We start from the raw sequence: 22,280 nt of genomic DNA, 5'->3' as shown, positions 1-22,280 counted from the left end.
GAATAAAGTTTCTCTATGACGGGGTGCACACTATCCAAGTTAAGAAGGTATAATTTAGAGATTGAACCTTCTAACCTAAGCACCCTGTCTCCCTCAACATTAAAGAAGTCAGGTAAAGTTGACAAAATATACTGTTGGTAATCCATATGAGACTGCCAGTCACGCAACATAATAAAACCTCCCGGAATCGAAGTAATGGTAAATAATACCATCAATTTCGATTATAGGGCGATTTTGGAAAAGTCAAGATAGAATGCATCCATAAATGGGATATATTAGGTAAAGTGCAAGGAAAATTTTTAAAAAAAGAAGGAATTATAAAGTAAATGGCGAATATATAATATATAAAACGATTTAGGTTGTATAAAGCATATAAAGGCTCTCGAAGACTGACTGGGGAGTTCAATAGATTTCCGACATAGTCCATACAGCTTTCGTAATAGAGCCTAACAGAAGGAAGTATAGCATAATACGACATAATAGGAGGTGCGCCATAAATGGGATAATATAGCATACAGACAAGATATAGAAATCGGCGGCAGGGAATAATTAACTGGAAACAAAAATGGATATATGTGGTGAATGTTAGAGGTAAGACATAAACAGTCGAGCCTTTAACATAGATTTTAGGCGCTTTCGGAGTTTCCGAAAGTACTCCAAGAACTTACAAGGAGGGATGTCTAATGAGGGTTTAGAACGACTATCATTTAACGACAATAAACAACAGTTATATTTTGGAAAGGAGTTAATTAATATGTTTAAGCGAAAAGTAAAAGTAATGTTATTGGTGGTGTGCTTATTGATGGTAGGATCAGTAAGTGCTTTTGCAGTAACTTATAGTTTTCATTTTGAACCTCCATTTGTAGGTTCGGTACAACATTCTCCATCAGCTATGGCGGATGGTACTTTTACTCCCTATGTTGACCCCTCTGGAACAACAAATGCAACTACATATGTCCTGACACTGCCCTCTCCAGGGAGTATCGATACGGTTAGTAGTTTTGCCCCAAATGTAACTTCTGCTAAAACGTATTTCACATACAATTCTGGGTTTGGCGGTTTAGGTCAATATTATAAATTGACCGGCTATCCTTCAAACTCTGATTTTCAGGAATATTATGCTGCTGGTGGATGGAAACCTTAAAATAGGTTATGAATGTAAGAAATAGAGCCCTTTATTCGAGTTTTTTAATGTTTAGTTTAACCACCGGTTAATCCAGTAGTTAAACTCCTTTTTCTCGATAACAATAATTATCTAAGACATAATCTGTGAGTTCAGCGGTTAAATGTCAAGATCCAGTTGGAAATTGAACCTTGAAAAAAATCAATATTTACAGCTGTTTTTGAGCACAAAAGGGCAAACCCACTTAGACCTGTCACAGCCAATTGTAAAATATGGCATGTTGTGGATAAGCCAGGATCTATTCCTTTGGCGGAATATATAGCCGGTTGTCACGTAGCAGGGCGTAAACCAGCCGGATTAATTTTCTGATAGTCAATGCAAGTCCCCTTTTGTGCGGCGTCTTTGGCGTTTCTTTGTACTTCAGCTAATAGTAGCGCTTAAACTCGGGATCGTGCATCCTCGCCAAGTTAGCGGCTTCCATGAGATAGTACTTTAAGTACCGATTGCCGGAGTGTATTGGCTTCCAGCTGTTTCTCAATAGTCTTATCAAAGGATTTAAGCTGGTCTTTAGAGTCTCTAATGGCCGTATACGAAATGGCCAGTACCGGTTTACCGAATCATTATTAGTAAGGATGTGAGCGGCCGCTTGCTGCGTAGCAGCAAGCATTAAACGTTGAATGACGGGCTCTGCAGCCTTCGGAAGCAGGCTTGCAGAGTGCAATACCACTGGAAATTTTGTTGATTTGCCTCTACAAATACTATACGAGGGAAAGAAAATGAGAAAAACTGTTATACTCTTATTGCTTATAATCATACCAGGAATACTGTTATCATGTGATACGTCCGAAAAAGATAGTAGTTTCCGCAATATGGACAGTAAATCTTTTTTTGAGTATGTGACTTTACCTGAACGTTTATCAATAGACATAAATCTGGATGAAATAAGAAATATTGATGAAGCTAAAACATTCAAAGCAGATTACATTAATTTTAACAAGCAAGAACTCATTAAGGCTTTTGTTAAAAATAGTATTACGGAAGAAAAGATATTGGCGGAAGGTCCTCAGATCATTGCATCCGATGGAAAAATAAATGAGATACTATCTATATATGACGGCGGTAAAAGTTTTGGCACTGAAAACAGTATGAAAGGAGGATTTACCTATATAAGAGTTAATGATGGGATATATTGGGAGAAATTAGATACTATAGCAAACATATCATTTACTGATCCCAGTTTTATTGAACAAAAATATGGCTACAACCTCAATAACGATTATGCAAGTTATAGTGATCTGGATTTCTTACCTTTTGAAAAAGCAATCGTTAACATAAAGAAAATATTCGATATAGCAGGAATTCCTCCGTTTGATATTTATGAAACCCATTCTCTCGATTTGGAAACAATTTTATCCCACTATAAATTATACCTTCACAGCGAATCCGTTGAAGATGACAAGAAAAATATAAACTGGACGAAAGATGATGAATGCTATATCTTCTCTTTGCGTCAGCTTATTGATAATATACCTGTTGTCAATAAGGGATGGCAAATGCCGGACGGTGCAAAGGGATCGGTATGGGGCAATCCGATGCCTTCAACAGAAATCAATTTGGTCTATGATAAAACAGGTATAAGCCGAATAGCAGCATACAATATTTTGAGTGTTACTGATGAAATAGAAAACAATAGTTTGATTAACGTCTATGAAGCGTTAAATATATTAATAGAGGATTATTCACGTATGATACTTGAAGAGGATACCCGTATTATATCAGCAGAATTATGTTATCTGAGTATACCTAAAGATAATATGGTTGAACTGGTTCCCGGATGGATATTTGGTAGCGTTAAAGCTACGGAATTAAACGGCAGCATGTATAATCGCTATAAATATGATGCTATCAACGCCGTAACAGGGCAACTATATCCTGATAGGTGGTAACAATGAAAATATTTATCTCGTTGTTAAAAGCAGATTTGAACAGGGCGTTGCTTTCACTCAACTTTGTGCTGTCAACGTTGTTTATAATGCTTGTTATGTTCATTAGTTGTTCGGGATTTATTACCGGGACATCAGATGTTGTGTATTTACTTGGTCATGCTTTATCAGGCAGCGGATCTACCATGTTTATTTTGTGCATTGCACCAATACTTCCCTATGGAATGTCTTTTGCGTCGGATATGGAGGATAAAGTTATGACCTTTTGGATAATACGTACGGGTGTCAAAAAATATGCAGCCAGTAAATTTGTTGTTTCAGTCATCGGTGGTTTTTTGACAGTCGGTATCGGAATTTTTGTTTTTATACTGATTATGTCCTTGTTTTTTCCATTATTTATTAGTGTTAATACCGGTGATTCATATGCATCGTTATTGCGAAATAACAAAACAGGACTGTATATTTTACTTATCGCTGTTCACTATTCACTATCGGCTGCACTATTTGCAGGCACAGCCATAGCAGTATCTTCATTTATACCTAATAAATTTACAGTTTTATCTGCTCCGATAGTGATATACTTTGTTCTTATGCGATTAACCACGTATGCATCTATACCGAATTTTTTAAAAGCGGATCTCCTGGTTCAAAGTATTTATCCGGATGTAAGTCCAATAGCGGCGTTCTTGTATAAATTGATACCCGTCGCAGGTATACTTGGTATTTTATTATTTGTTACTATCAAACAAATCAACAAAAAGGTGGAAACATCATGAATATTAAAAATGCATTTTTTTGTTCAGTTGTTAACTATAAAAAATGGGTCGTAGACATTAAAATATATACACTTTTTACGCTCATTATTGTCTTTGTATTATGGCAATTTTCCGGAATTTATGAGTATGCAAGGATTGTAGATTCCAATGTCAGCCCGTGGATTTTTCCGCATTTGTTTATTACTCCTGTTGTAACGCCTATTTACGGTTGTTTTGCCATATTGCTCTTTTCTGATGCTCCTTTTATAGACAGGCACATGCCTTTTATAGTGATACGAACGGGCAGAAATTCATGGATACTGGGACAATTGCTCTACATTCTTTTTACCAGTTTTCTCTATACGATCATTAACTATATTATAACAGTAATCTCTTTTATACCTTACATTGATTTCACAAGCGATTGGGGAAGGGTTATTATGACATTAGCAAGAAATCCCGGAAGCGCATATGAAAAGGGCATTAAACTTACTGTTCTGATAAACGACAGTATTGTTACATCTTTTACAGCGATTGAAGCCACACTGATAAGTTTGGGATTATTTTTTCTGGTTACATTGTTTATAGGGATCGTCATTTTCAGTTTAAATCTGATTATCGGGAAAATGTGCGGTATTATAACAGCGGGAATATTGGTTTTTATTTCCTATTTCTCTATATATGTAGGCCGTTTGACAATAGGGCTTAAGGTATATTATTTTTCGCCCATCAGTTGGATCAGCTTACAATACATTGATTGGTACGGGTCGGGTGATTCGCCGTCACTTCAATATGCTGTTATTTTTCTTTTAGGAACATCATTGTCACTAAGCATCCTTTCAGTAATTTCATTTTCCCGAAAAGATATAAATATAGCTGAAGGTGTAGAATGATTGACATAGAGATTTGATAAGAAAGAGATGGACAAAGATGGATTACATAGTAGAAGTTAGAGACGTCTGTAAAGCGTTTAAAGAGACACAAGCATTAAATCATGTCAGTGTTAATTTCGAGAGAGAACGCATACACGGCATCATTGGGCGGAACGGATCCGGAAAAACTGTTTTGTTTAAGTGTATATGCGGATTTATGACCCTCTCCTCCGGTGAGATTATTATAAATGGTGAAAAAGTAAAACCATCTGTTGCGCAAGATATAGGGATTATTATAGAAGAACCAGGGTTTGTTGGTTCCTTGAGCGGATTTAAGAATTTAAAACTTCTGGCGAGTATACATAAAAAAATAAGCGATGACAAGATTAAAGAAACTATGATAAAGGTAGGGCTTGATCCTCAAATGAAAAAACATGTTCGTAAATACTCTTTAGGTATGAGGCACAGGTTGGGTATAGCACAGGCAATAATGGAAAGCCCAAAATTATTAGTGCTTGATGAGCCGATGAACGGCCTTGACAAGCAAGGAGTGCTTGAAATCAGAGATCTTTTTAAGGAGCTGAAAAAAGAAGGAACTACAATTATTCTGTCATCACATTACAGTGAAGATATCGACATTCTGTGCGATACTGTTTGTGAAATGGATGCAGGGAAATTGACTCGAATACGCTAGGAACTATCAGTTTTGGAAGAGTCTTTTTTAGGAGTGTTCTTTTTTCCCATTTACCCATTTTTCTAAGGCCACGGGCTCCCTGACAATGCATCACAGGCGTTTCTGTAGACATAACCAATATCAAAGTATTGGCTGTGGTGTTCTCACAGTTATAAGTATAGCATGCTTATAACTGTTATATGTTAAGTTAATGTAAATTCTATATTAACTTTTTGAAAAGTTTTGAATAATAATTGCCAACACGGATATCCTATATCCGGAGGTGATTTTTGTTGGCTGACGAAATGAACGATAATTCCGAACAACCTAAAGATGAAGGTATTAATTGGTGGGGCTTGATAATAAGGTTTGTGGTAGCGACGGTGGTACTGATGATTACATCGTGGTTGGTGCCCGGCTTTAAAAATATGGGAGCGGGTACCTCTTTGATAGCCGCTGTCGTTATAGCCATCATGGATTTTTTGATTGAGAAGATATTCAAGCTCGATGCCTCACCTTTTGGTAGAGGGATAATAGGGTTTATAACAGCGACAGTTATTATATATCTTACACAATTTTTGGTACCAGGCATGAGTATAACATTGTTTGCCGCCATCATAGCGGCTTTGATAATAGGTTTAATGGATCTTATACTTCCATCACGCATAATGTGAATAATTTGATGTATCAAAAAAAGCGCCTTCGGGCGCTTTTTTTGATACAAGTGCATAAAAAAATGATGTTAACTAACCATTCCCATCCGTTAAAAATAAAGGTATAATAATTTTATGAATACATAAATTGAAAAGAGGAGGGTCGGAGGTGCATTCTAAAGCAAAGTCATTGCGGCGCCAGTGTAAACAAAAGCGCGCAGAGAAAGGCGATTGCTTGCTTGGAATGTCCATATTCGTTACAGATCATGCTGTGGAAAGGTATCGTGAGCGCATAAGGCCTGTCAGTCAGCAGATTGCTTAACTGTATTGCTGAGTAGTGTAGACATAAGGTTCGCATGTTGAGTTTTGTCTTGAAAAATATGTAGTTGCAAAGAGCGAGTACTTTATGTTATACTACTAGTCGTGAAATACGCACATCCGCGATTCGGCGATAAGTGCTTTGATAAAGTTGTCGCAGAAAGTGACCGGATGGAGGCATAACTAAATTCAGGAGGTATATAATGTCAGTAGTATCAATGAAACAGCTTTTGGAAGCCGGAGTGCACTTCGGTCATCAGACACGCCGGTGGAATCCAAAAATGGCGCCTTATATCTTTACCGAGAGAAACGGTATATATATTATCGATCTTCAGAAAACGGTAAAGAATTTGGACATAGCCTATAAATTTATAAAAGAGGTAGCCGAGAGCGGCCAGGATGTGCTGTTTGTCGGCACCAAAAAGCAGGCGCAGGATGCTATAGAAGAAGAAGCCAAGCGCTGCGGAATGCATTATGTAAATCAACGCTGGTTAGGTGGCATGCTTACCAACTTTAAGACCATCCGCCAGAGGGTTCAGCGTCTGACCGAGCTGGAAAACATGGAACAGGACGGCACGTTCGATATGCTCCCTAAAAAAGAGGTTATAAAGCTAAGGCTGGAGAAGGAAAAACTGGAAAAAAATCTGAACGGTATAAAAAATATGAGATCGCTTCCAGGGGCTATGTACGTTGTTGATCCACGTAAAGAGCATATAGCGGTCAGCGAAGCTCGCATATTGGGCATACCGATAGTGGCTATCGTAGATACCAATTGCGATCCCGATGAAGTGGATTATGTAATACCCGGCAATGATGATGCTATACGTGCTATAAAGCTTATAAGCCAGCTGGTAGCCGATGCTGTATTGGAGGCTAAGCAAGGCGAGCAATTGGGTGATGAGGAGACGTCTTCCCAGGAAGCACCCGAGCCGGATGTTGCGGATGACTATAGTGCCGGTCAACCGGCAGAAGATGTCATTGCAGAAAATGAGATAGATGTGCCGGAAACCCTATAAACGTATGAGGAGGATAAAATGGCTATAACAGCTTCACAGGTAAAAGAGTTAAGAGAAATGACAGGCGTCGGTATGATGGACTGTAAAAGTGCATTGATAGAAGCCGATGGCGATATGGACCGTGCTGTTGAGATATTGAGAGAAAAAGGATTGGCAGCAGCGGCGAAAAAGGCCGGTCGTGTGGCGTCTCAGGGCATAGTAGATGCTTATATTCACGGCGGCGGCAGGATAGGCGTGCTGGTAGAGGTTAATTGCGAAACCGATTTTGTGGCTAATACCGCAGAATTTCGTTCTTTTGTACATGATATTGCTATGCAAATAGCAGCAGCTAATCCGCGTTATGTAGCTAAAGAGGATGTGCCGGCCGATGTCCTGGAAAAGGAAAAAGAAATATTAAGGCAGCAAGCCATTAATGAGGGTAAGCCCGAAAATATTTTAGATAAAATCATAGATGGCCGCATAGACAAATTCTATAAAGAGGTATGCTTACTGGAGCAACCGTTTATACGTGATACCGATCGTGCAGTAAAGGACATTGTTACGGCACAGATAACCAAATTTGGCGAAAATATAAACATACGCCGTTTTACCCGGTATGAAATGGGCGAGGGCTTAGAAAAAGTAGCCAGCTGTCAATTTTAAAAGATGCGAAACAAAAAGGAACACAATAGATGTGTTCCTTTTTTTAAGAGCGGCGCGATTATAGGTAAAATAGTTACATAAAAATTAAGGAGGAAGTTCGATTTGCCATCTCCAAAATATAAGCGTATCATGCTAAAACTGAGCGGGGAAGCATTAGCCGGTGACAAAGGCTATGGAATAGATGAAACCATGCTGAATATTGTGGCCGATCAGATAATGGAAGTAAAAAATATGGGTGTGGAAATAGCCATAGTAGTAGGAGGAGGTAATATATGGCGAGGAAGAAATGACCAAGAGATGGACAGAACCACCGCAGATTATATGGGAATGCTGGCCACTGTAATAAATGCTCTGGCTCTTCAGGATATACTGGAGCGCAAAGGCGAGCAGACCAGGGTTCAGACAGCTATAGAAATGCGGCAGATAGCGGAGCCGTATATACGCCGCAGGGCGGTGAGGCATCTTGAAAAAGGGCGCGTGGTCATATTTGCATGCGGTACCGGCAATCCGTACTTCTCCACAGATACCACGGCGGCTTTGCGAGCGGCGGAAATCGATGCGGAGGTTATTTTGCTGGCCAAAAACGTAGATGGCGTATATGATGCCGATCCTAAAAAGGACAAAGATGCATGCAAGCTCGACAGCCTCAATTACATAGAGGTATTGGACAGAGGTCTGGGTGTTATGGATGCTACCGCCATATCCCTGTGTATGGATAATAAGATACCTATAATAGTGTTCGGATTGGATAAATCGCATAACATTAAAAAGGTGGTAGAAGGAGAGCAAATAGGCACCGTAATAAAATGATGATGAGGAGGGATAACATTGGCTGCAAGTGAATTGCATAAAATGACCGAACAAAGAATGAATAAGGTTATAGATGCTTTAAAGAAAGAGCTTTCTACGTTGAGAACTGGCAGGGCTAATCCCCAGATTTTAGACAATATAATGGTGGATTATTATGGCGTACCTACCCCTATAACTCAACTTGGTAACATAACATCGCCGGAGCCTCGCCTGTTGGTGATAGCCCCATGGGATCCGAAAATTATCAAGGATATGGAGAAGGCTATCCAGAAGTCCGATCTCGGTATAAATCCATCCAACGACGGTAAGGTAATAAGGCTTCTAATTCCGGAATTAACCGAAGAGAGGCGCAAAGAATTGGTCAAAATAGCCAGAAAGATGGGGGAAGAAGCAAAGGTAGCTGTAAGGAATATACGCAGGGAGTCTATAGATCAATTAAAAAAGCAAAAAAAGGATGGCGATATAAGCGAGGATGAGGAGAAGCGTCAACAGGACGATATACAGAAACTTACCGACAATAAAATAAATGAAATCGACAGCATCATCGAACAGAAAGAAAAGGATATAATGACAGTATGATTATGGGAAGGCAGCTGATATAAGCATGGCCTCGAGCGATGATCTTTTTCAGGCGGTGGATAAAGATAAATTGCCTGTGCATGTTGCCATAATCATGGATGGCAATGGCAGATGGGCCAAGCGACGTGGATTACCCCGGATTATGGGCCATAAGGCTGGTATGGAGGTTATAAGGAGCGTAGTTAAGATGAGCTCCAGGCTGGGCATAAAATTTTTGACGTTATATGCCTTTTCTACTGAGAATTGGAAACGGCCTAGTGAAGAAGTAAATTTCCTAATGAGATTGCTGGTAGAATACCTCAATAGAGAAGTGGAAGAATTAAACGCGAATAATGTCAGGATAACATCTATAGGGCGCATAAAAGAGTTGCCGCAAGTGGCATACGAGCAGCTTGTGAGGGCTATGAATTATACTGCCGGCAATACTGGTTTAACGCTGAATCTTGCATTGAACTACGGTGGGCGTACCGAAATATTGGATGCCATAAATGCTGTTGTCAGCGACATAAAAGCCGGCAAACTGCCCGTCGATGCCGGTATAGATCAAGATACCTTCAGCGGCTATCTTTATACGGCTTCCATGCCCGATCCCGATTTGCTCATAAGAACCAGCGGGGAACGACGTGTAAGCAATTTTTTGTTGTATCAGATAGCGTATACCGAAATGTATTTTTCCGATTTATATTGGCCGGATTTCGATGATGCCGAATACTTGAAAGCGATAATAGATTATCAGAACCGCCATAGAAGATACGGCGCTATATGATATGGGGGTAAGTATTTTGAAACAAAGGATTATCAGTGCCGCTATAGGTGTAGCGGCACTGCTCGTTATATTGTACTTTCGTGGGTTTTTGCTGGATATGGCTATGCTGATCCTGGGTGCGGCGGGGATATTTGAATTGCATAAAGCGTTTGCTTTAAAAGGCACTTATCTTGTGCTCGCCATAAGTATACTTTCTCTTGTGGCTCTGGCATTGACGGTTGTATTTTTTGATATGCAATATCTGTTCTTTGTGCTGGCTTTCGCTGCTATGCTGACTATGCTGCTGCCGGTTTTTTCCGAACGGTACAGCGCTTTGGACGTGCAGTCAACGATATTTAGCCTGATCTATCCGTCGGCGGGCTTCGTATCCATTATAGCTTTGAATCATATACCGTCTGATATAGGCTTTATAATGATAATAGGCGGCATGCTTTTTGCGTGGGGATGCGACAGTGGAGCTTATTTCGCCGGTTATTTATTTGGGCGCCATCCTTTATGCCCGCGCATAAGCCCTAAAAAGACCGTTGAAGGTTCTATAGGAGGCATTGTTGTAAGCGCTGTTTTAGGCTTGGTATATGGTTTATTCATTCAAAACATGGTATATGCCGATGTTTCATGGTATAATTATATCATAATAGCATTATTATCAGGGATTATATCCCAGTTAGGTGACCTCGCAGCATCGGCTGTCAAGCGTTATTACGGTATAAAGGATTTTGGCAAGTTCATGCCTGGCCACGGCGGGGTGCTGGACCGATTTGACAGCATAGTGTATGTTATGCCGTTGGTATATGTTTATACCGCAATATTACTCGGGAGGTAAAATGGATAAAGATACCAAGACTTTTGCGATTAGGATAGGGCTGTTTGTCGCCGCTATTGTGGGCGGCTATTTCTTGTTAGTGCTGGCGTTTGAATACGCAGGACCTTTTGTAGTGGCATTTGTAGCGGCTTTGTTGATGGATCCGCTGGTAAATGTTATGGTTGAGAAATTTAAAATACCACGAGCGGTATCCTCGCTTATAGCGCTGGTGCTTGTATTGGTAATAATCGCTCTCATACTGTCGCTGGGTATAACCGCTATCATTTCCGAGGTAAGCAATCTTATAAATGTATTGCCTTCTTATTATTCGGATATACAGATATGGTTTACTGATGTTGCGGACAATATACGCCAATGGTATGGCGGGTTGTCGCCGGCAACGGTGAACGTAATAAACCAGGCCTTAAGCCAATTATACCAGTGGCTGGAGCGGGTATTGCAGATCTTTATGAACTGGATAATACAGATGTTCAATGCTGTGCCTGGCACTACGCTTTTTGTAGTTTTTACTGTGTTGGCCACATATATTATAAGCAAGGATAAACATGTTATAGGCCGGACGCTTTCTTATGCTATTCCGGAAAAATGGCGCAAGCAAGCTTATAGGATGCAGTCTGATGTGCTCGGTTCGGCGTGGCGGCTATTGTGGACGCAGGCTTTATTAGTGCTCATAAGCACCGCTATTACCGTCACGGGTTTTTTCATACTTGGTGTCGACTATGCCGTGATACTGGGAATAATCAGTGGCCTGCTCGATATACTACCTATAGTAGGCCCTACCATACTGTTTATACCTTGGATAATATACTGCTTTTTTGCAGGCGATATATGGCTGGGTATAGGCTTGGCTATATTGTATGCCGTGATGAGTATATCGCGTCAGGTATTGCAGGCAAGGCTTGTAAGCGATAATGTGGGCCTGCATCCGTTGGTATCGCTGATAGCGCTTTATGTCGGCATGCAGATATTCGGCATTATAGGCGTTATAGTAGGGCCGCTTATAGCCCTTATAATAATTCAGGCTATAAGAAATGACCTATTTTCCTTCGGAGAAGCATGATATATGCCAAAAAAGAAACGTATTGTAATACTGGGCTCTACAGGTTCTATAGGCCGGCAGGCATTAGAAATCATAAGAATGCACAGCGACCGCTATGAGGTTGCAGGCTTAAGCGCTTATGGCAATATAGACCTTCTCGAGCTGCAAATAAAGGAGTTTGACCCGCTTTGCATAGCGGTGTCGGATGCGCAAAAGGCATCTTTATTGAGGCAGCGTATGCCCGACAAGGATATACGCGCAGGTCGGGAGGGTGTGAACAGTTTGGCTGTGCTCGATGACGCTGATATAGTACTTGTGTCAGTAGTGGGCATTGCCGGATTGGAGCCGACATTAGCCGCTATAAAAAACAATAAAATCGTAGCATTGGCGACAAAAGAGGCTATGGTGACCGGAGGGCATCTCATTGAATCGGAGCTGAAACGCGGCAGCGGCTGCATTATACCGGTAGACAGCGAACATTCGGCCATATTCCAGTGCCTTAAAGCGTCATATAATCCGGATCGCGAAATTAAGAAGATACTGCTTACGGCTTCAGGCGGGCCATTCAAGGGTTGGCCTGCACAGGATTTAAAACAGGTTACGCCACAACAGGCTCTAAAGCATCCCAACTGGAATATGGGTAAGAGGATAACGATCGATTCGGCTACCATGATGAATAAAGGTTTTGAAATAATAGAAGCCCGGTGGTTGTTCGGTGTGCAGCCCCATCAAATCGATGTATTGGTGCACCCTCAAAGCATAGTGCATTCGATGGTTGAATTTGTGGATAATAGCATAATAGCTCAAATGGGTGTACCGGATATGCGCCTGGCCATAGGATATGCTTTCTCGTATCCGGAGCGATTGCCCACCGGGGTAGAGGATCTTGACTTGAGCGCCATAGGTAAACTGACTTTCGAATATCCGGATATAGATGCGTTCAAATGCCTTAAATTGGCTAAAAATGCATTGAACACAGGCGGCAGCATGCCGACGGTGCTCAATGCCGCCGATGAAATGGCCGTAGAGCTATTCCTTAAGGGGTGTATAGGCTTTACTGATATAGCCGATATAATAGAGAAGGCTATGCAAGCCCATGTACCGTTGCCCAATCCATCTTTGGATGAGATATATAGCGTTGATGAGCAAACCAGAAGGTTTGTAAATAATTTAGCAAAAGGATGATGTATATTGACACCTACCACCATAATAATTGCCATAATAGCCTTTGGCGTACTTATTATATTTCATGAATTCGGCCATTTTATAGTGGCCAAAGCCGTGGGTATAAAGGTGGAGGAATTCGCCATAGGCATGGGGCCTGCTTTATATAAGTTTCACAGGGGAGAGACCGATTATGCCATACGGGTTTTGCCTATAGGCGGGTTTGTAAGGATGCTGGGAGAGGATGAACAGTCGGACGACGAGCGCGCTTTTAATAATCAGTCTGTGTTAAAGCGTATAGCTGTTATTGCAGCAGGTCCTGCCATGAATTTTGTATTGACCATACTGCTTCTTATTGTCATTACTTTTATGGTGGGTATAGCGGTTTATTTGCCGGTGGTGGATACGGTAGTACCTGACACGCCGGCTCAGCAAGCCGGTTTACAGCCCGGGGATCGATTTATATCCATAGAAGGTAAGGCAGTGGAAAGCGCCGATGACGCCAGAGCTATAGTGTCAGCTAATCCCGGTAAGGCTTTGGATGCCGTTATAGAACGCGATGGCAAGCGCTTGGAGATTGAAGTGACTCCGGAGTACAATGCTGAAACGCAAACAGCTCAGATAGGCATAACCTTTAAGGGCCAAATGCAAAAGGTATCGTTTTTCAGGGCTGTAGGTTACAGCTTTGTGCAGGTTTATGATATGACCAAGATGATGATAGTAGGTATAGGCCAGCTATTAATAGGCCACGGTTTCGATCAGGTTATGGGGCCGTACGGTATTGTGGAAATAGTCGGTCAGGCCGCGAGCCAAGGCGTCGTGGATCTCTTATGGTTGGTGGCTATTATAAGCCTGAATGTTGGCCTGATAAATCTGGTCCCGTTTCCGGCTTTGGATGGCAGCCGCATAGTTTTCCTTGCTATAGAGGGCATACGCGGCAAGCCTATAGACAGAGAAAAGGAAGGTATGATACACTTTGCGGGTCTTGTCATTTTGATGCTGTTTATGATAGCAGTTACCTTCCACGATATAATGAGATAGAGGGATGTATTTGAAACGAAACAAGACAAAGCCGATAAGGATAGGCGATAGGTATATAGGTACAGATTATCCGATAGCGGTCCAGTCGATGACCAATACAGACACATCGGATGTCGATGCTACCGTACGCCAGATACTGATGCTGGAGAAGGCCGGATGCGATATAATCCGCGTATCGGTGCCTGACATGCCGTCAGCCCGCGCTTTGAAGGCCATTAAGCAGCGCATACACATACCATTGGTGGCCGATATACATTTTGATTATCGCCTTGCCATAGCGGCTATAGACAACGGTGCCGATAAATTGCGCATAAATCCGGGTAATATAGGAGGCATTGAAAGGGTAAAAGCGGTGGTGGACGCTGCTAAAGAGCACAATGTGCCCATACGTATAGGCGTTAATTCCGGCTCTTTGGAGAAGCATATATTGGCAAAGTACCAAGGGCGCACGCCGGAGGCGCTGGTCGAAAGCGCTTTAAATAATGTCAAATTGCTCGAGGATATGGGCTTTTATGACATGGTTATATCCATAAAATCTTCCGATGTAATGGACACTATAGAAGCATATCGTCTGATAAGCCGGCAGGTGGACTATCCCTTGCATGTCGGCGTTACCGAGGCCGGCACCGTATGGTCGGGTACCATAAAGTCGTGCGTGGGAATAGGCACGCTGCTGGCTGAGGGTATAGGCGATACGCTGCGCGTGTCGTTGACCGGCGACCCTGTGGAAGAGGTGCGTGTCGGTATAGCTATGCTCAAGGCTTTGGGCTTCCGCAAAGAAGGTGTCGAGATAATATCATGCCCCACATGTGCCCGATGCAATATAGACCTCATCGAGATAGCCAATGAAGTCGAACGGCGCACCCAGCATATAAAGAAACCGTTGAAGATAGCCGTTATGGGGTGTGCCGTGAATGGCCCGGGTGAGGCATCTGCAGCCGACGTGGGCATAGCCGGTGGTAAAGGCGAGGGCCTGCTATTTAAGAACGGCAATATAGTTGAAAAAGTACCGCAGGATAAACTGGTGGACGCTCTTATGGAGGCTATAAAAGATTTGCTTTAACTTGGAGAGGACGAACCTATGATACAGCCATTACCGTTAGATAAGTTTCCAGATAAAGATACAGCACAAAAACTGAATGATTTTTTTTCTCGTGTTACACTGAATAAAATAATGGTCAATCGAAAGAAATCCCAGTGGACTATAGAGGTATTCTCAAAAGACAGCATAGCTGAAGCTTATATAAGCGATGTGGAAAATGCCATGCTGTCTGTTGTGCCGTCGCTTACAACTGTCAATATAAAGATTATACCGCAGGCTTTTACCGAGAAAGTGTCGATAGACGATATTTGGGATGAGATGCAGCGGCTGATGATAGATATAGAACCTCTATGCAAGGGCTGGCTTACGACTGCCTCATATAACTTGGATGAGACAGCGGGTGTTTTTACTTTGAATATAGGTGATGAGCATATAGTGCCTGTGTTATATAAGAAGGGCATAGATAGGGCGTTGAGTGAATTATTCGAGCAACGCACAGGCAATAAGGTGCGCGTCGAAATAAACGATAATGCTATGGAAGCCGCGGCGTGGCGCGCTCAGGTCGAACAGGAGAGGGATCAGCTCGAAGATGAAATTCTGCTTGAAATGGTAAAGAACTCCAATGACAGAGAAAAATCTACTTTATTGGAAGATAACAATAAAAAACCTTGTATATTGTACGGCTCGCCTATTTCGAAAGACAGCCAGCCTATAAGCTCTGTGGCCGAAGACTCCGGACGTGTTACCATAGAGGGTGAGGTTATAGATATAAGCGTAAGGGATACCAAGAACGGCAAAAAGATAATAACCTTCGATATCACCGATCATACAGGTTCTATTACTGTAAAATTGTTTGCCGATACACAAAAGGCGATGGCTTTATTGGATGCATTAAAGACCGGCTTATACGTGAAAGTGCGCGGCGACTGCCAATACGATAAATATCAGCGGGATTTAGTAGTGATGGCTATAGATATAATCCAGGTACCTGCGCCGATACGTCGGGATACATGTCCGGACAAACGGGTGGAACTGCATCTGCACACGCAGATGAGCGCTATGGATGCGGTAAGCAAGGCGGCGGACATGGTGAAGAGAGCGGCTTATTGGCAGCATAAAGCTGTAGCCATAACCGATCATGGTGTAGTACAAGCCTTTCCTGAGGCTTATGAGGCGGGCCGCGAGTACGGCGTAAATATCATATACGGCGTGGAAGCCTATGTGGTCGACGACTGCGTCGCTATGGTTACGGATGCCGACGATAGACCTATAAACAGCGATATGGTGGTGCTGGATATAGAGACCACTGGGTTAAATGCCGGTGTCGATAAAATAATAGAAATAGGGGCTGTCAAAATAAAAGACGGCAAGTATGTAGATGAATTTAGCAGTTTCATAAACCCTCACGTGCCCATACCGCTGAACATAGTCAATCTAACCGGCATCACTGATGATATGGTGGCCAATGCCCCTGATGAAGCCGACGTTTTGCAACGTTTCATGGAATTCGCAGGGGGGGCCGTGTTGGTAGCGCATAACGCCCAGTTCGATATGGGCTTTATACGGCAGCATGGTCAGAAGTATAATTTAAAATTTGCTAATCCGGTTTTGGATACATTAACATTGTCCAGGCAATTATTTAAAGGGCTCAAGCATTACAAGCTGGATACGTTGGCTCATTATCTGCATATAGATATGAATAATCATCACCGTGCGGTGGATGATGCCCGTACGGCAGCGGAGATATTATTCAGATGCATGGATAAGCTGACTGAAATGGGTTGCCGATCCTTAAGCGACCTGAATAGGGTATTTGGCAACAGCATATCCAATAATTCCGAGTTGTATCATGCCGTTATACTGGTAAAAAATCAAGATGGTTTAAAGAATTTATATAAACTCATATCGGTATCGCATATAGATTACTTTTACAGAAAACCGCGTATACCCAAGAGCGTTCTGGCACAATACAGGGACAATCTTATTATAGGCTCGGGGTGCGATGCGGGGGAATTGTATCAGGCGCTCATTAAGTCGGCTGCCGATTCGGCTATAAAAGATATAGTAGCGTTTTATGACTATCTGGAAATACAACCGCTGGATAATGCCGCTCATCTGATAAAAGAAGGCAAGGTGGCTGACAGGCAACAGCTTATGGATATAAATAAGCGCATATACGAGCTGGGTAAATTATTCGATAAGCCGGTCGTTGCTACGGGCGACGTGCATTTTCTGGATCCGCATGATGAGTATTTCCGGCGCATACTCATGCATGGTCAGGGATTTTCCGACGCCGATAACCAGCCACCGTTGTACTTCAAGACCACCGATGAGATGCTTGAAGAGTTTAAGTACCTTGGCGATGATGCATGCCGCGAAGTGGTTATAAACAATCCCGATGCAATAGCATCGATGATAGAATTCGTAAAACCCATACCCGATGAATTTTATCCGCCCCATATAGATAGGGCGGAGGAGGAGATACAGGATATGGCCCTAAGCAATGCTGCGGCTATATACGGCGATCCTCTGCCGCCTATCGTCAAGCAAAGGCTGGATAAGGAGTTAAATGCTATCATAACGAATGGGTTTTCGGTATTATACCTTATAGCTCAAAAATTGGTTAAAAAATCGTTGGAGGACGGTTATCTGGTAGGCTCAAGAGGCTCGGTGGGTTCGTCGTTTGTAGCTACGATGTGCGGTATAACTGAGGTTAATCCTCTGCCACCGCATTATGTATGCCCTCGCTGCCATTACAGCGATTTTGATATAGATGTGGATGAGTATGCTTGTGGGGCGGATCTGCCGGATAAGGACTGCCCGGTTTGCGGCGAACCGCTTAAAAAGGATGGCTATGATACGCCGTTTGAGGTTTTTTTAGGATTTAACGGGGACAAGGTCCCTGATATAGACCTTAACTTTTCGGGAGAATATCAGCCGAAAGCGCACAAGTATACCGAAGAGCTTTTCGGAGAAGGCCATGTATTCCGCGCCGGTACTATAGCTACTATAGCCGATAAAACGGCTTATGGTTTTGTTAAAAATTATTTGGAAGAAAAAGGACTTGTGGTTCACAATGCCGAGGTGAACCGGCTGGTAAAAAGTTGTACCGGTATCAAACGCACTACCGGCCAGCATCCGGGCGGGGTCATGGTAGTACCTAAAGACAAGGATATATTGGATTTTACGCCGATACAGTATCCGGCTGATGAGAAAGATTCCGGCGTCATAACCACGCACTTCGACTATCATTCCATAAGTAGCCGATTAGTCAAGCTGGATATACTGGGACACGACGATCCCACGGTTATACGCATGTTGGAGGATATAACAGGGATAGATGCCAAGGGTATACCGATAGGGGAGAAAACCATTATGAAGATATTTTCTTCCACTGAACCCCTTGGCGTTAAGCCGGAACAGATAGGCAGCGAGGTGGGCACTATAGGGATACCGGAATTCGGCACCAGATTTGTACGACAAATGCTGGTGGATACCCGCCCGACCACGTTTGCCGAGCTTATAAGAATAAGCGGCCTGTCGCATGGTACCGATGTGTGGTTAAATAACGCTCAAGATCTTATAAAACAGGGTGTAGCCAAATTGTCGGAGGTTATAGCGACGCGCGATGATATAATGCTTTCTCTCATTCATATGGGAGTGGAGCCGGGACAGGCATTCAGGATCATGGAAAGCGTGCGCAAGGGTCATGGCTTGAAGCTTGAAGATGAGCAGCTTATGCATGATGCAGGTGTACCGCAATGGTTTATAGATTCCTGTAAAAAGATAAGATATATGTTCCCAAAGGCACATGCCGTCGCTTACGTTATAATGGCCTTTCGCATATCGTATTTTAAGGTGTATTATCCGGAGGCCTTTTATGCCGCGTATTTTACAGTAAGGGCCGATGAATTTGATGCCGATATCGTGTCCAAAGGCCCGCATGCTGTGCAGGACAGTTTGTATGAGATAGAGCGTAAGGGCAATAATGCCACTGCTAAGGAGAAGAATCTGTTAACCATATTGGAAGTGGCGCGGGAGATGTATGCGCGCGGCATACGCATGCTGCCAGTCGATATAACGAAATCTCAAGCCGATAAATTCGTCGTGACCGACAACGGTATACTGCCGCCCTTCACCGCTCTGCAAGGGGTGGGATTGAATGCCGCCCGTAATATAGTTGCGGCCAGACAGCAGGCGCAATTCACATCTATACAGGATTTAAAAGAAAGGGCTAAGGTCAGCCGCACAGCGGTGGATATAATGAAAAGTCACGGCTGCCTTAAAGGATTGCCCGAAACCGCTCAATTATCGCTATTTTGATGTTGGCGTATAAATGTTTTGGCATGGTCTATGGCCGCGGTCAGGCTCTGATGTGCCGGCCCGCCATAGACATTTCTGCTTTGCACGCAGGTATTCAAATCTATGGCTTGCAAGACATCTTCATCAAAAAGGTCTGAGAAACGTCTGTATTCTTCCAACGACAAATTGGATAAGTCCTTGCCGTTATCCAGGCAATAGACCACAAGGTGGCCTATCACTTCATGAGCCTGGCGGAAGGGCATACCTTTTTTGACGAGATAGTCGGCGGCGTCGGTGGCATTGGTAAATCCGCCTTGTGCGGCCTTCAACATAACATCTTCGTGAAATGAAACGGTATCCAGCATGGCGCTGAATATCGGAATGGATATTGTCAATGTGTCCACAGTGTCGAATACGGCTTCTTTATCCTCTTGCATATCCTTATTATAGGCCAGAGGCAGTCCTTTCATGACGGTGAGCAGCGACGTTAAATCTCCGTATAAGCGACCGGTTTTGCCGCGTATCAGTTCGGCTACGTCGGGATTTTTTTTCTGGGGCATAATGCTGCTGCCCGTGCTGAACGCATCGTCCATCTCTATGAAGTTGAATTCGGCTGATGACCATAATACAAGTTCTTCGCAAAAGCGGCTCAAGTGCATACCTATCATGGCCGCGCAGCAGCAAAATTCTATGGCAAAGTCCCTGTCCGATACGGCATCCATGCTATTCTCCGATATGGCTTCGAAGCCGAGCTGCCGGGCCACATATTCCCTGTCAACAGGATAGGTGCTGGTAGCCAGCGCACCGGAACCTAGAGGCATTATATCAGTCCTCTTATAACAATCGTCCAGACGCTCATAATCGCGCTTAAACATTTGAAAGTATGCCATCATGTGGTGCCCGAGCGTTACCGGTTGAGCTCTCTGCATATGCGTATAGCCTGGCATTATGGCATCGATATGATGCTGTGCCTTATCTGTTATGACCTGCATGAGCGATAATAGCGAATGCTGTATTTCGCGTATAGCTTCTTTCATATACATGCGCATATCCAGCGCTATCTGATCATTGCGGCTGCGGGCAGTGTGCAGGCGCCGGCCTGCATCGCCTATGCGATCGGTGAGCTGTTGCTCTATGAATGTATGGATATCCTCGATATCTTCGGATATCTTTAATTGCCCGCTTTCTATATCATTTAATATGCTTTCAAGCCCTTCTATTATGGCTTGTCCGTCCTGCTCGCTTATTATGCCGCATTTGGCCAGCATAGCGGCATGCGCTATGCTGCCCTCTATATCCTGCCTGTAAAGGCGTTTGTCGAAAGCTATGGAAGCGTTGAATCGCTCCATAGCTCGATCGGCTTCTTTGGCGAATCTGCCGCCCCATAGCTTCATGATTTCTTGTTCCTTTCCATCATGAGTGCCCTGACCTTAAGCGGTAGGCCGAATAAATTTATGAATCCCTCTGCGTCCTTCTGATTATACACATCCTCCTCACCAAAAGTGGCCAGATCCACATCGTATAGAGAATAATCGGATTTTACGCCGGCCGGAGAGCAGTTGCCCTTGTATAGCTTCATGCGCACAGTACCTGTAACAGTCTGCTGAGTGCTATCGACGAAAGCAGACAAAGCCTCTCGAAGCGGCGTATACCAGCATCCGTCATAGACGAGTTCCGCAAATTTTGCCGCTATCATCTCTTTGTAATGAGCTGTCTGACGATCCAAGGTAAGCGATTCCAATTCCTTGTGGGCAAGGTAGAGTATGGTTCCACCAGGCGTTTCATATATGCCGCGCGATTTCATACCTACCAAGCGGTTTTCCACCATATCGGTTATGCCGACGCCGTTTTGAGCGCCTAAGCGGTTTAATTCCTCTATCAGTCCGACCGAATCGTAGGCTTGGCCGTTTATTGTTTTGGGTATGCCCTGTTCAAAGCCTATCTCCACATAGGTTGGTTTGTCGGGGGCTTTATTTGGCGGCGTCACTATAAGGTATACGTCGTCTTTAGGCTCATTCCACGGGTCTTCCAAATCGCCGCCTTCATGGCTGAGATGCCAGAGGTTGCGGTCCATGCTGTACGGATGTTCCTTGGTAACCGGTACGGGTATACCGCGCTTTTGAGCGTATTCGATCTCCTCATCACGGGATTTTATATCCCATATGCGCCATGGCGCTATTATCTTTATGTGCGGGTTGAGAGCCTTTATGGTCAGCTCAAAGCGCACCTGATCGTTGCCTTTACCTGTGGCGCCATGAGCTATGGCCTTAGCGCCCTCAGCCTCGGCTATTTCTACCAAGCGTTTGGCTATGAGAGGACGTGCCATGGATGTGCCCAGCAGATATTTGCCCTCATATATTGCGCCGGCTTTCAGCGTAGGGAATATGAAGTCCTCCACGAATTCTTTTTTCAGATCCTCTATGTATATCTTGCTAGCTCCGGTTTTTATAGCCTTTTCATTTAAAGGTTCCAATTCCTCGCCCTGGCCTACATCAACGGCCACCGCTATTACATCGTAATCATAGTTTTCCTTTAACCATGGGATTATTATGGACGTATCCAATCCTCCCGAGTATGCCAGTATGACTTTTTCCTTGCTCATATCTCTACCTCCATATCGTTGTTGTCAATAATTATACAACATATTGCATATTTATGCAATATGTTAAATGTACAAATTGCCTTTATTCTGCTATAATTGTTCATAGAGCATCAACTG

Annotated in this window: 20 protein-coding genes; 18 read left to right on the top strand and 2 right to left on the bottom strand. The window is 43.2% G+C overall.

Features of this window, described 5'->3' with window-relative positions:
- The first annotated feature begins 676 nt into the window (after window positions 1-676).
- The 18 genes from JG770_RS03125 (at window position 677) to JG770_RS03040 (ending at window position 19,582) form a co-directional block, all read left to right on the top strand.
- Window positions 677-1,144, top strand: a complete 468-nt coding sequence (locus tag JG770_RS03125) for a hypothetical protein (protein WP_291955074.1) — start codon at window positions 677-679, stop codon at window positions 1,142-1,144.
- A gap of 755 nt (window positions 1,145-1,899) precedes the next feature.
- Window positions 1,900-3,069: a hypothetical protein gene (locus JG770_RS03120; RefSeq protein ID WP_291955071.1), complete on the top strand. Its 1,170-nt coding sequence runs from the start codon at window positions 1,900-1,902 to the stop codon at window positions 3,067-3,069.
- Window positions 3,070-3,071: 2 nt separating this feature from the next.
- Window positions 3,072-3,842: a hypothetical protein gene (locus JG770_RS03115; protein WP_291955068.1), complete on the top strand. Its 771-nt coding sequence runs from the start codon at window positions 3,072-3,074 to the stop codon at window positions 3,840-3,842.
- Entirely contained in the window at window positions 3,839-4,714 is an 876-nt protein-coding gene (locus JG770_RS03110; RefSeq protein ID WP_291955066.1) for a hypothetical protein, read from the top strand. Before JG770_RS03115 ends, JG770_RS03110 begins: the two co-directional genes overlap by 4 nt.
- A gap of 37 nt (window positions 4,715-4,751) precedes the next feature.
- Window positions 4,752-5,387, top strand: coding sequence for an ABC transporter ATP-binding protein (locus JG770_RS03105; protein ID WP_291955063.1), 636 nt, complete (start codon window positions 4,752-4,754; stop codon window positions 5,385-5,387).
- A 272-nt stretch (window positions 5,388-5,659) separates the two neighbouring features.
- Complete coding sequence (locus tag JG770_RS03100; protein WP_291955060.1) at window positions 5,660-6,040, top strand: phage holin family protein; 381 nt, start codon at window positions 5,660-5,662, stop codon at window positions 6,038-6,040.
- Window positions 6,041-6,188: 148 nt separating this feature from the next.
- Window positions 6,189-6,341 (top strand): hypothetical protein, encoded by a 153-nt coding sequence (locus JG770_RS03095; protein ID WP_291955057.1) that lies wholly within the window; start codon window positions 6,189-6,191, stop codon window positions 6,339-6,341.
- A 199-nt stretch (window positions 6,342-6,540) separates the two neighbouring features.
- Window positions 6,541-7,353, top strand: coding sequence for a 30S ribosomal protein S2 (gene rpsB / locus JG770_RS03090; protein WP_291955054.1), 813 nt, complete (start codon window positions 6,541-6,543; stop codon window positions 7,351-7,353).
- Between the two features lie 18 nt (window positions 7,354-7,371).
- Window positions 7,372-7,995 (top strand): translation elongation factor Ts, encoded by a 624-nt coding sequence (gene tsf, locus JG770_RS03085; RefSeq protein ID WP_291955051.1) that lies wholly within the window; start codon window positions 7,372-7,374, stop codon window positions 7,993-7,995.
- A gap of 102 nt (window positions 7,996-8,097) precedes the next feature.
- Window positions 8,098-8,805, top strand: coding sequence for a UMP kinase (gene pyrH, locus JG770_RS03080; RefSeq protein WP_291955048.1), 708 nt, complete (start codon window positions 8,098-8,100; stop codon window positions 8,803-8,805).
- A 42-nt stretch (window positions 8,806-8,847) separates the two neighbouring features.
- Window positions 8,848-9,384, top strand: coding sequence for a ribosome recycling factor (frr, locus tag JG770_RS03075; RefSeq protein WP_291955084.1), 537 nt, complete (start codon window positions 8,848-8,850; stop codon window positions 9,382-9,384).
- A 25-nt stretch (window positions 9,385-9,409) separates the two neighbouring features.
- The gene (locus tag JG770_RS03070) at window positions 9,410-10,150 is read left to right on the top strand and encodes an isoprenyl transferase (RefSeq protein WP_363320895.1); all 741 of its coding nucleotides are present in this window, start codon (window positions 9,410-9,412) and stop codon (window positions 10,148-10,150) included.
- A 16-nt stretch (window positions 10,151-10,166) separates the two neighbouring features.
- A complete protein-coding gene (locus tag JG770_RS03065) occupies window positions 10,167-10,973 on the top strand; it encodes a CDP-archaeol synthase (RefSeq protein ID WP_291955045.1) in 807 nt (268 codons plus the stop codon).
- Window position 10,974: 1 nt separating this feature from the next.
- Window positions 10,975-12,033 (top strand): sporulation integral membrane protein YtvI, encoded by a 1,059-nt coding sequence (ytvI, locus tag JG770_RS03060; protein WP_291955042.1) that lies wholly within the window; start codon window positions 10,975-10,977, stop codon window positions 12,031-12,033.
- A gap of 3 nt (window positions 12,034-12,036) precedes the next feature.
- Window positions 12,037-13,197 (top strand): 1-deoxy-D-xylulose-5-phosphate reductoisomerase, encoded by a 1,161-nt coding sequence (locus JG770_RS03055; RefSeq protein ID WP_291955039.1) that lies wholly within the window; start codon window positions 12,037-12,039, stop codon window positions 13,195-13,197.
- A 6-nt stretch (window positions 13,198-13,203) separates the two neighbouring features.
- A complete protein-coding gene (gene rseP / locus JG770_RS03050; RefSeq protein WP_291955036.1) occupies window positions 13,204-14,217 on the top strand; it encodes an RIP metalloprotease RseP in 1,014 nt (337 codons plus the stop codon).
- A gap of 4 nt (window positions 14,218-14,221) precedes the next feature.
- A complete protein-coding gene (ispG, locus tag JG770_RS03045) occupies window positions 14,222-15,280 on the top strand; it encodes a flavodoxin-dependent (E)-4-hydroxy-3-methylbut-2-enyl-diphosphate synthase (protein WP_291955033.1) in 1,059 nt (352 codons plus the stop codon).
- An 18-nt stretch (window positions 15,281-15,298) separates the two neighbouring features.
- Window positions 15,299-19,582 (top strand): PolC-type DNA polymerase III, encoded by a 4,284-nt coding sequence (locus tag JG770_RS03040; RefSeq protein WP_291955031.1) that lies wholly within the window; start codon window positions 15,299-15,301, stop codon window positions 19,580-19,582.
- On the opposite strand, the gene argH is transcribed toward JG770_RS03040, so the two are convergent.
- Entirely contained in the window at window positions 19,564-20,955 is a 1,392-nt protein-coding gene (gene argH, locus JG770_RS03035) for an argininosuccinate lyase (RefSeq protein ID WP_291955029.1), read from the bottom strand. The genes JG770_RS03040 and argH overlap by 19 nt on opposite strands.
- Complete coding sequence (locus JG770_RS03030; RefSeq protein ID WP_291955026.1) at window positions 20,952-22,163, bottom strand: argininosuccinate synthase; 1,212 nt, start codon at window positions 22,161-22,163, stop codon at window positions 20,952-20,954. The genes argH and JG770_RS03030 overlap by 4 nt, the downstream gene beginning before the upstream one ends.
- Window positions 22,164-22,280 lie beyond the last annotated feature (117 nt).

The organism is Mahella sp. (assembly GCF_020054945.1).
Taxonomy (GTDB): Bacteria; Bacillota; Clostridia; order Mahellales; family Mahellaceae; genus Mahella.
Note: the sequence above shows the minus strand (reverse complement) of the source record. Positions and strands in the feature narration are given on the sequence as shown.

What these genes read in the sequence shown, in the direction of transcription:
- tsf (WP_291955051.1), top strand. Translation starts at nt 7,372, where the DNA reads ATGGCTATAACAGCTTCACAGGTAAAAGAGTTAAGAGAAATGACAGGC.
- JG770_RS03110 (WP_291955066.1), top strand. Translation starts at nt 3,839, where the DNA reads ATGAATATTAAAAATGCATTTTTTTGTTCAGTTGTTAACTATAAAAAA.
- JG770_RS03120 (WP_291955071.1), top strand. Translation starts at nt 1,900, where the DNA reads ATGAGAAAAACTGTTATACTCTTATTGCTTATAATCATACCAGGAATA.
- JG770_RS03070 (WP_363320895.1), top strand. Translation starts at nt 9,410, where the DNA reads ATGGCCTCGAGCGATGATCTTTTTCAGGCGGTGGATAAAGATAAATTG.
- JG770_RS03030 (WP_291955026.1), bottom strand. Translation starts at nt 22,163, where the DNA reads ATGAGCAAGGAAAAAGTCATACTGGCATACTCGGGAGGATTGGATACG.
- JG770_RS03125 (WP_291955074.1), top strand. Translation starts at nt 677, where the DNA reads ATGTCTAATGAGGGTTTAGAACGACTATCATTTAACGACAATAAACAA.
- JG770_RS03055 (WP_291955039.1), top strand. Translation starts at nt 12,037, where the DNA reads ATGCCAAAAAAGAAACGTATTGTAATACTGGGCTCTACAGGTTCTATA.
- argH (WP_291955029.1), bottom strand. Translation starts at nt 20,955, where the DNA reads ATGAAGCTATGGGGCGGCAGATTCGCCAAAGAAGCCGATCGAGCTATG.
- frr (WP_291955084.1), top strand. Translation starts at nt 8,848, where the DNA reads ATGACCGAACAAAGAATGAATAAGGTTATAGATGCTTTAAAGAAAGAG.
- JG770_RS03105 (WP_291955063.1), top strand. Translation starts at nt 4,752, where the DNA reads ATGGATTACATAGTAGAAGTTAGAGACGTCTGTAAAGCGTTTAAAGAG.
- JG770_RS03115 (WP_291955068.1), top strand. Translation starts at nt 3,072, where the DNA reads ATGAAAATATTTATCTCGTTGTTAAAAGCAGATTTGAACAGGGCGTTG.
- ispG (WP_291955033.1), top strand. Translation starts at nt 14,222, where the DNA reads ATGTATTTGAAACGAAACAAGACAAAGCCGATAAGGATAGGCGATAGG.
- rpsB (WP_291955054.1), top strand. Translation starts at nt 6,541, where the DNA reads ATGTCAGTAGTATCAATGAAACAGCTTTTGGAAGCCGGAGTGCACTTC.
- JG770_RS03040 (WP_291955031.1), top strand. Translation starts at nt 15,299, where the DNA reads ATGATACAGCCATTACCGTTAGATAAGTTTCCAGATAAAGATACAGCA.
- ytvI (WP_291955042.1), top strand. Translation starts at nt 10,975, where the DNA reads ATGGATAAAGATACCAAGACTTTTGCGATTAGGATAGGGCTGTTTGTC.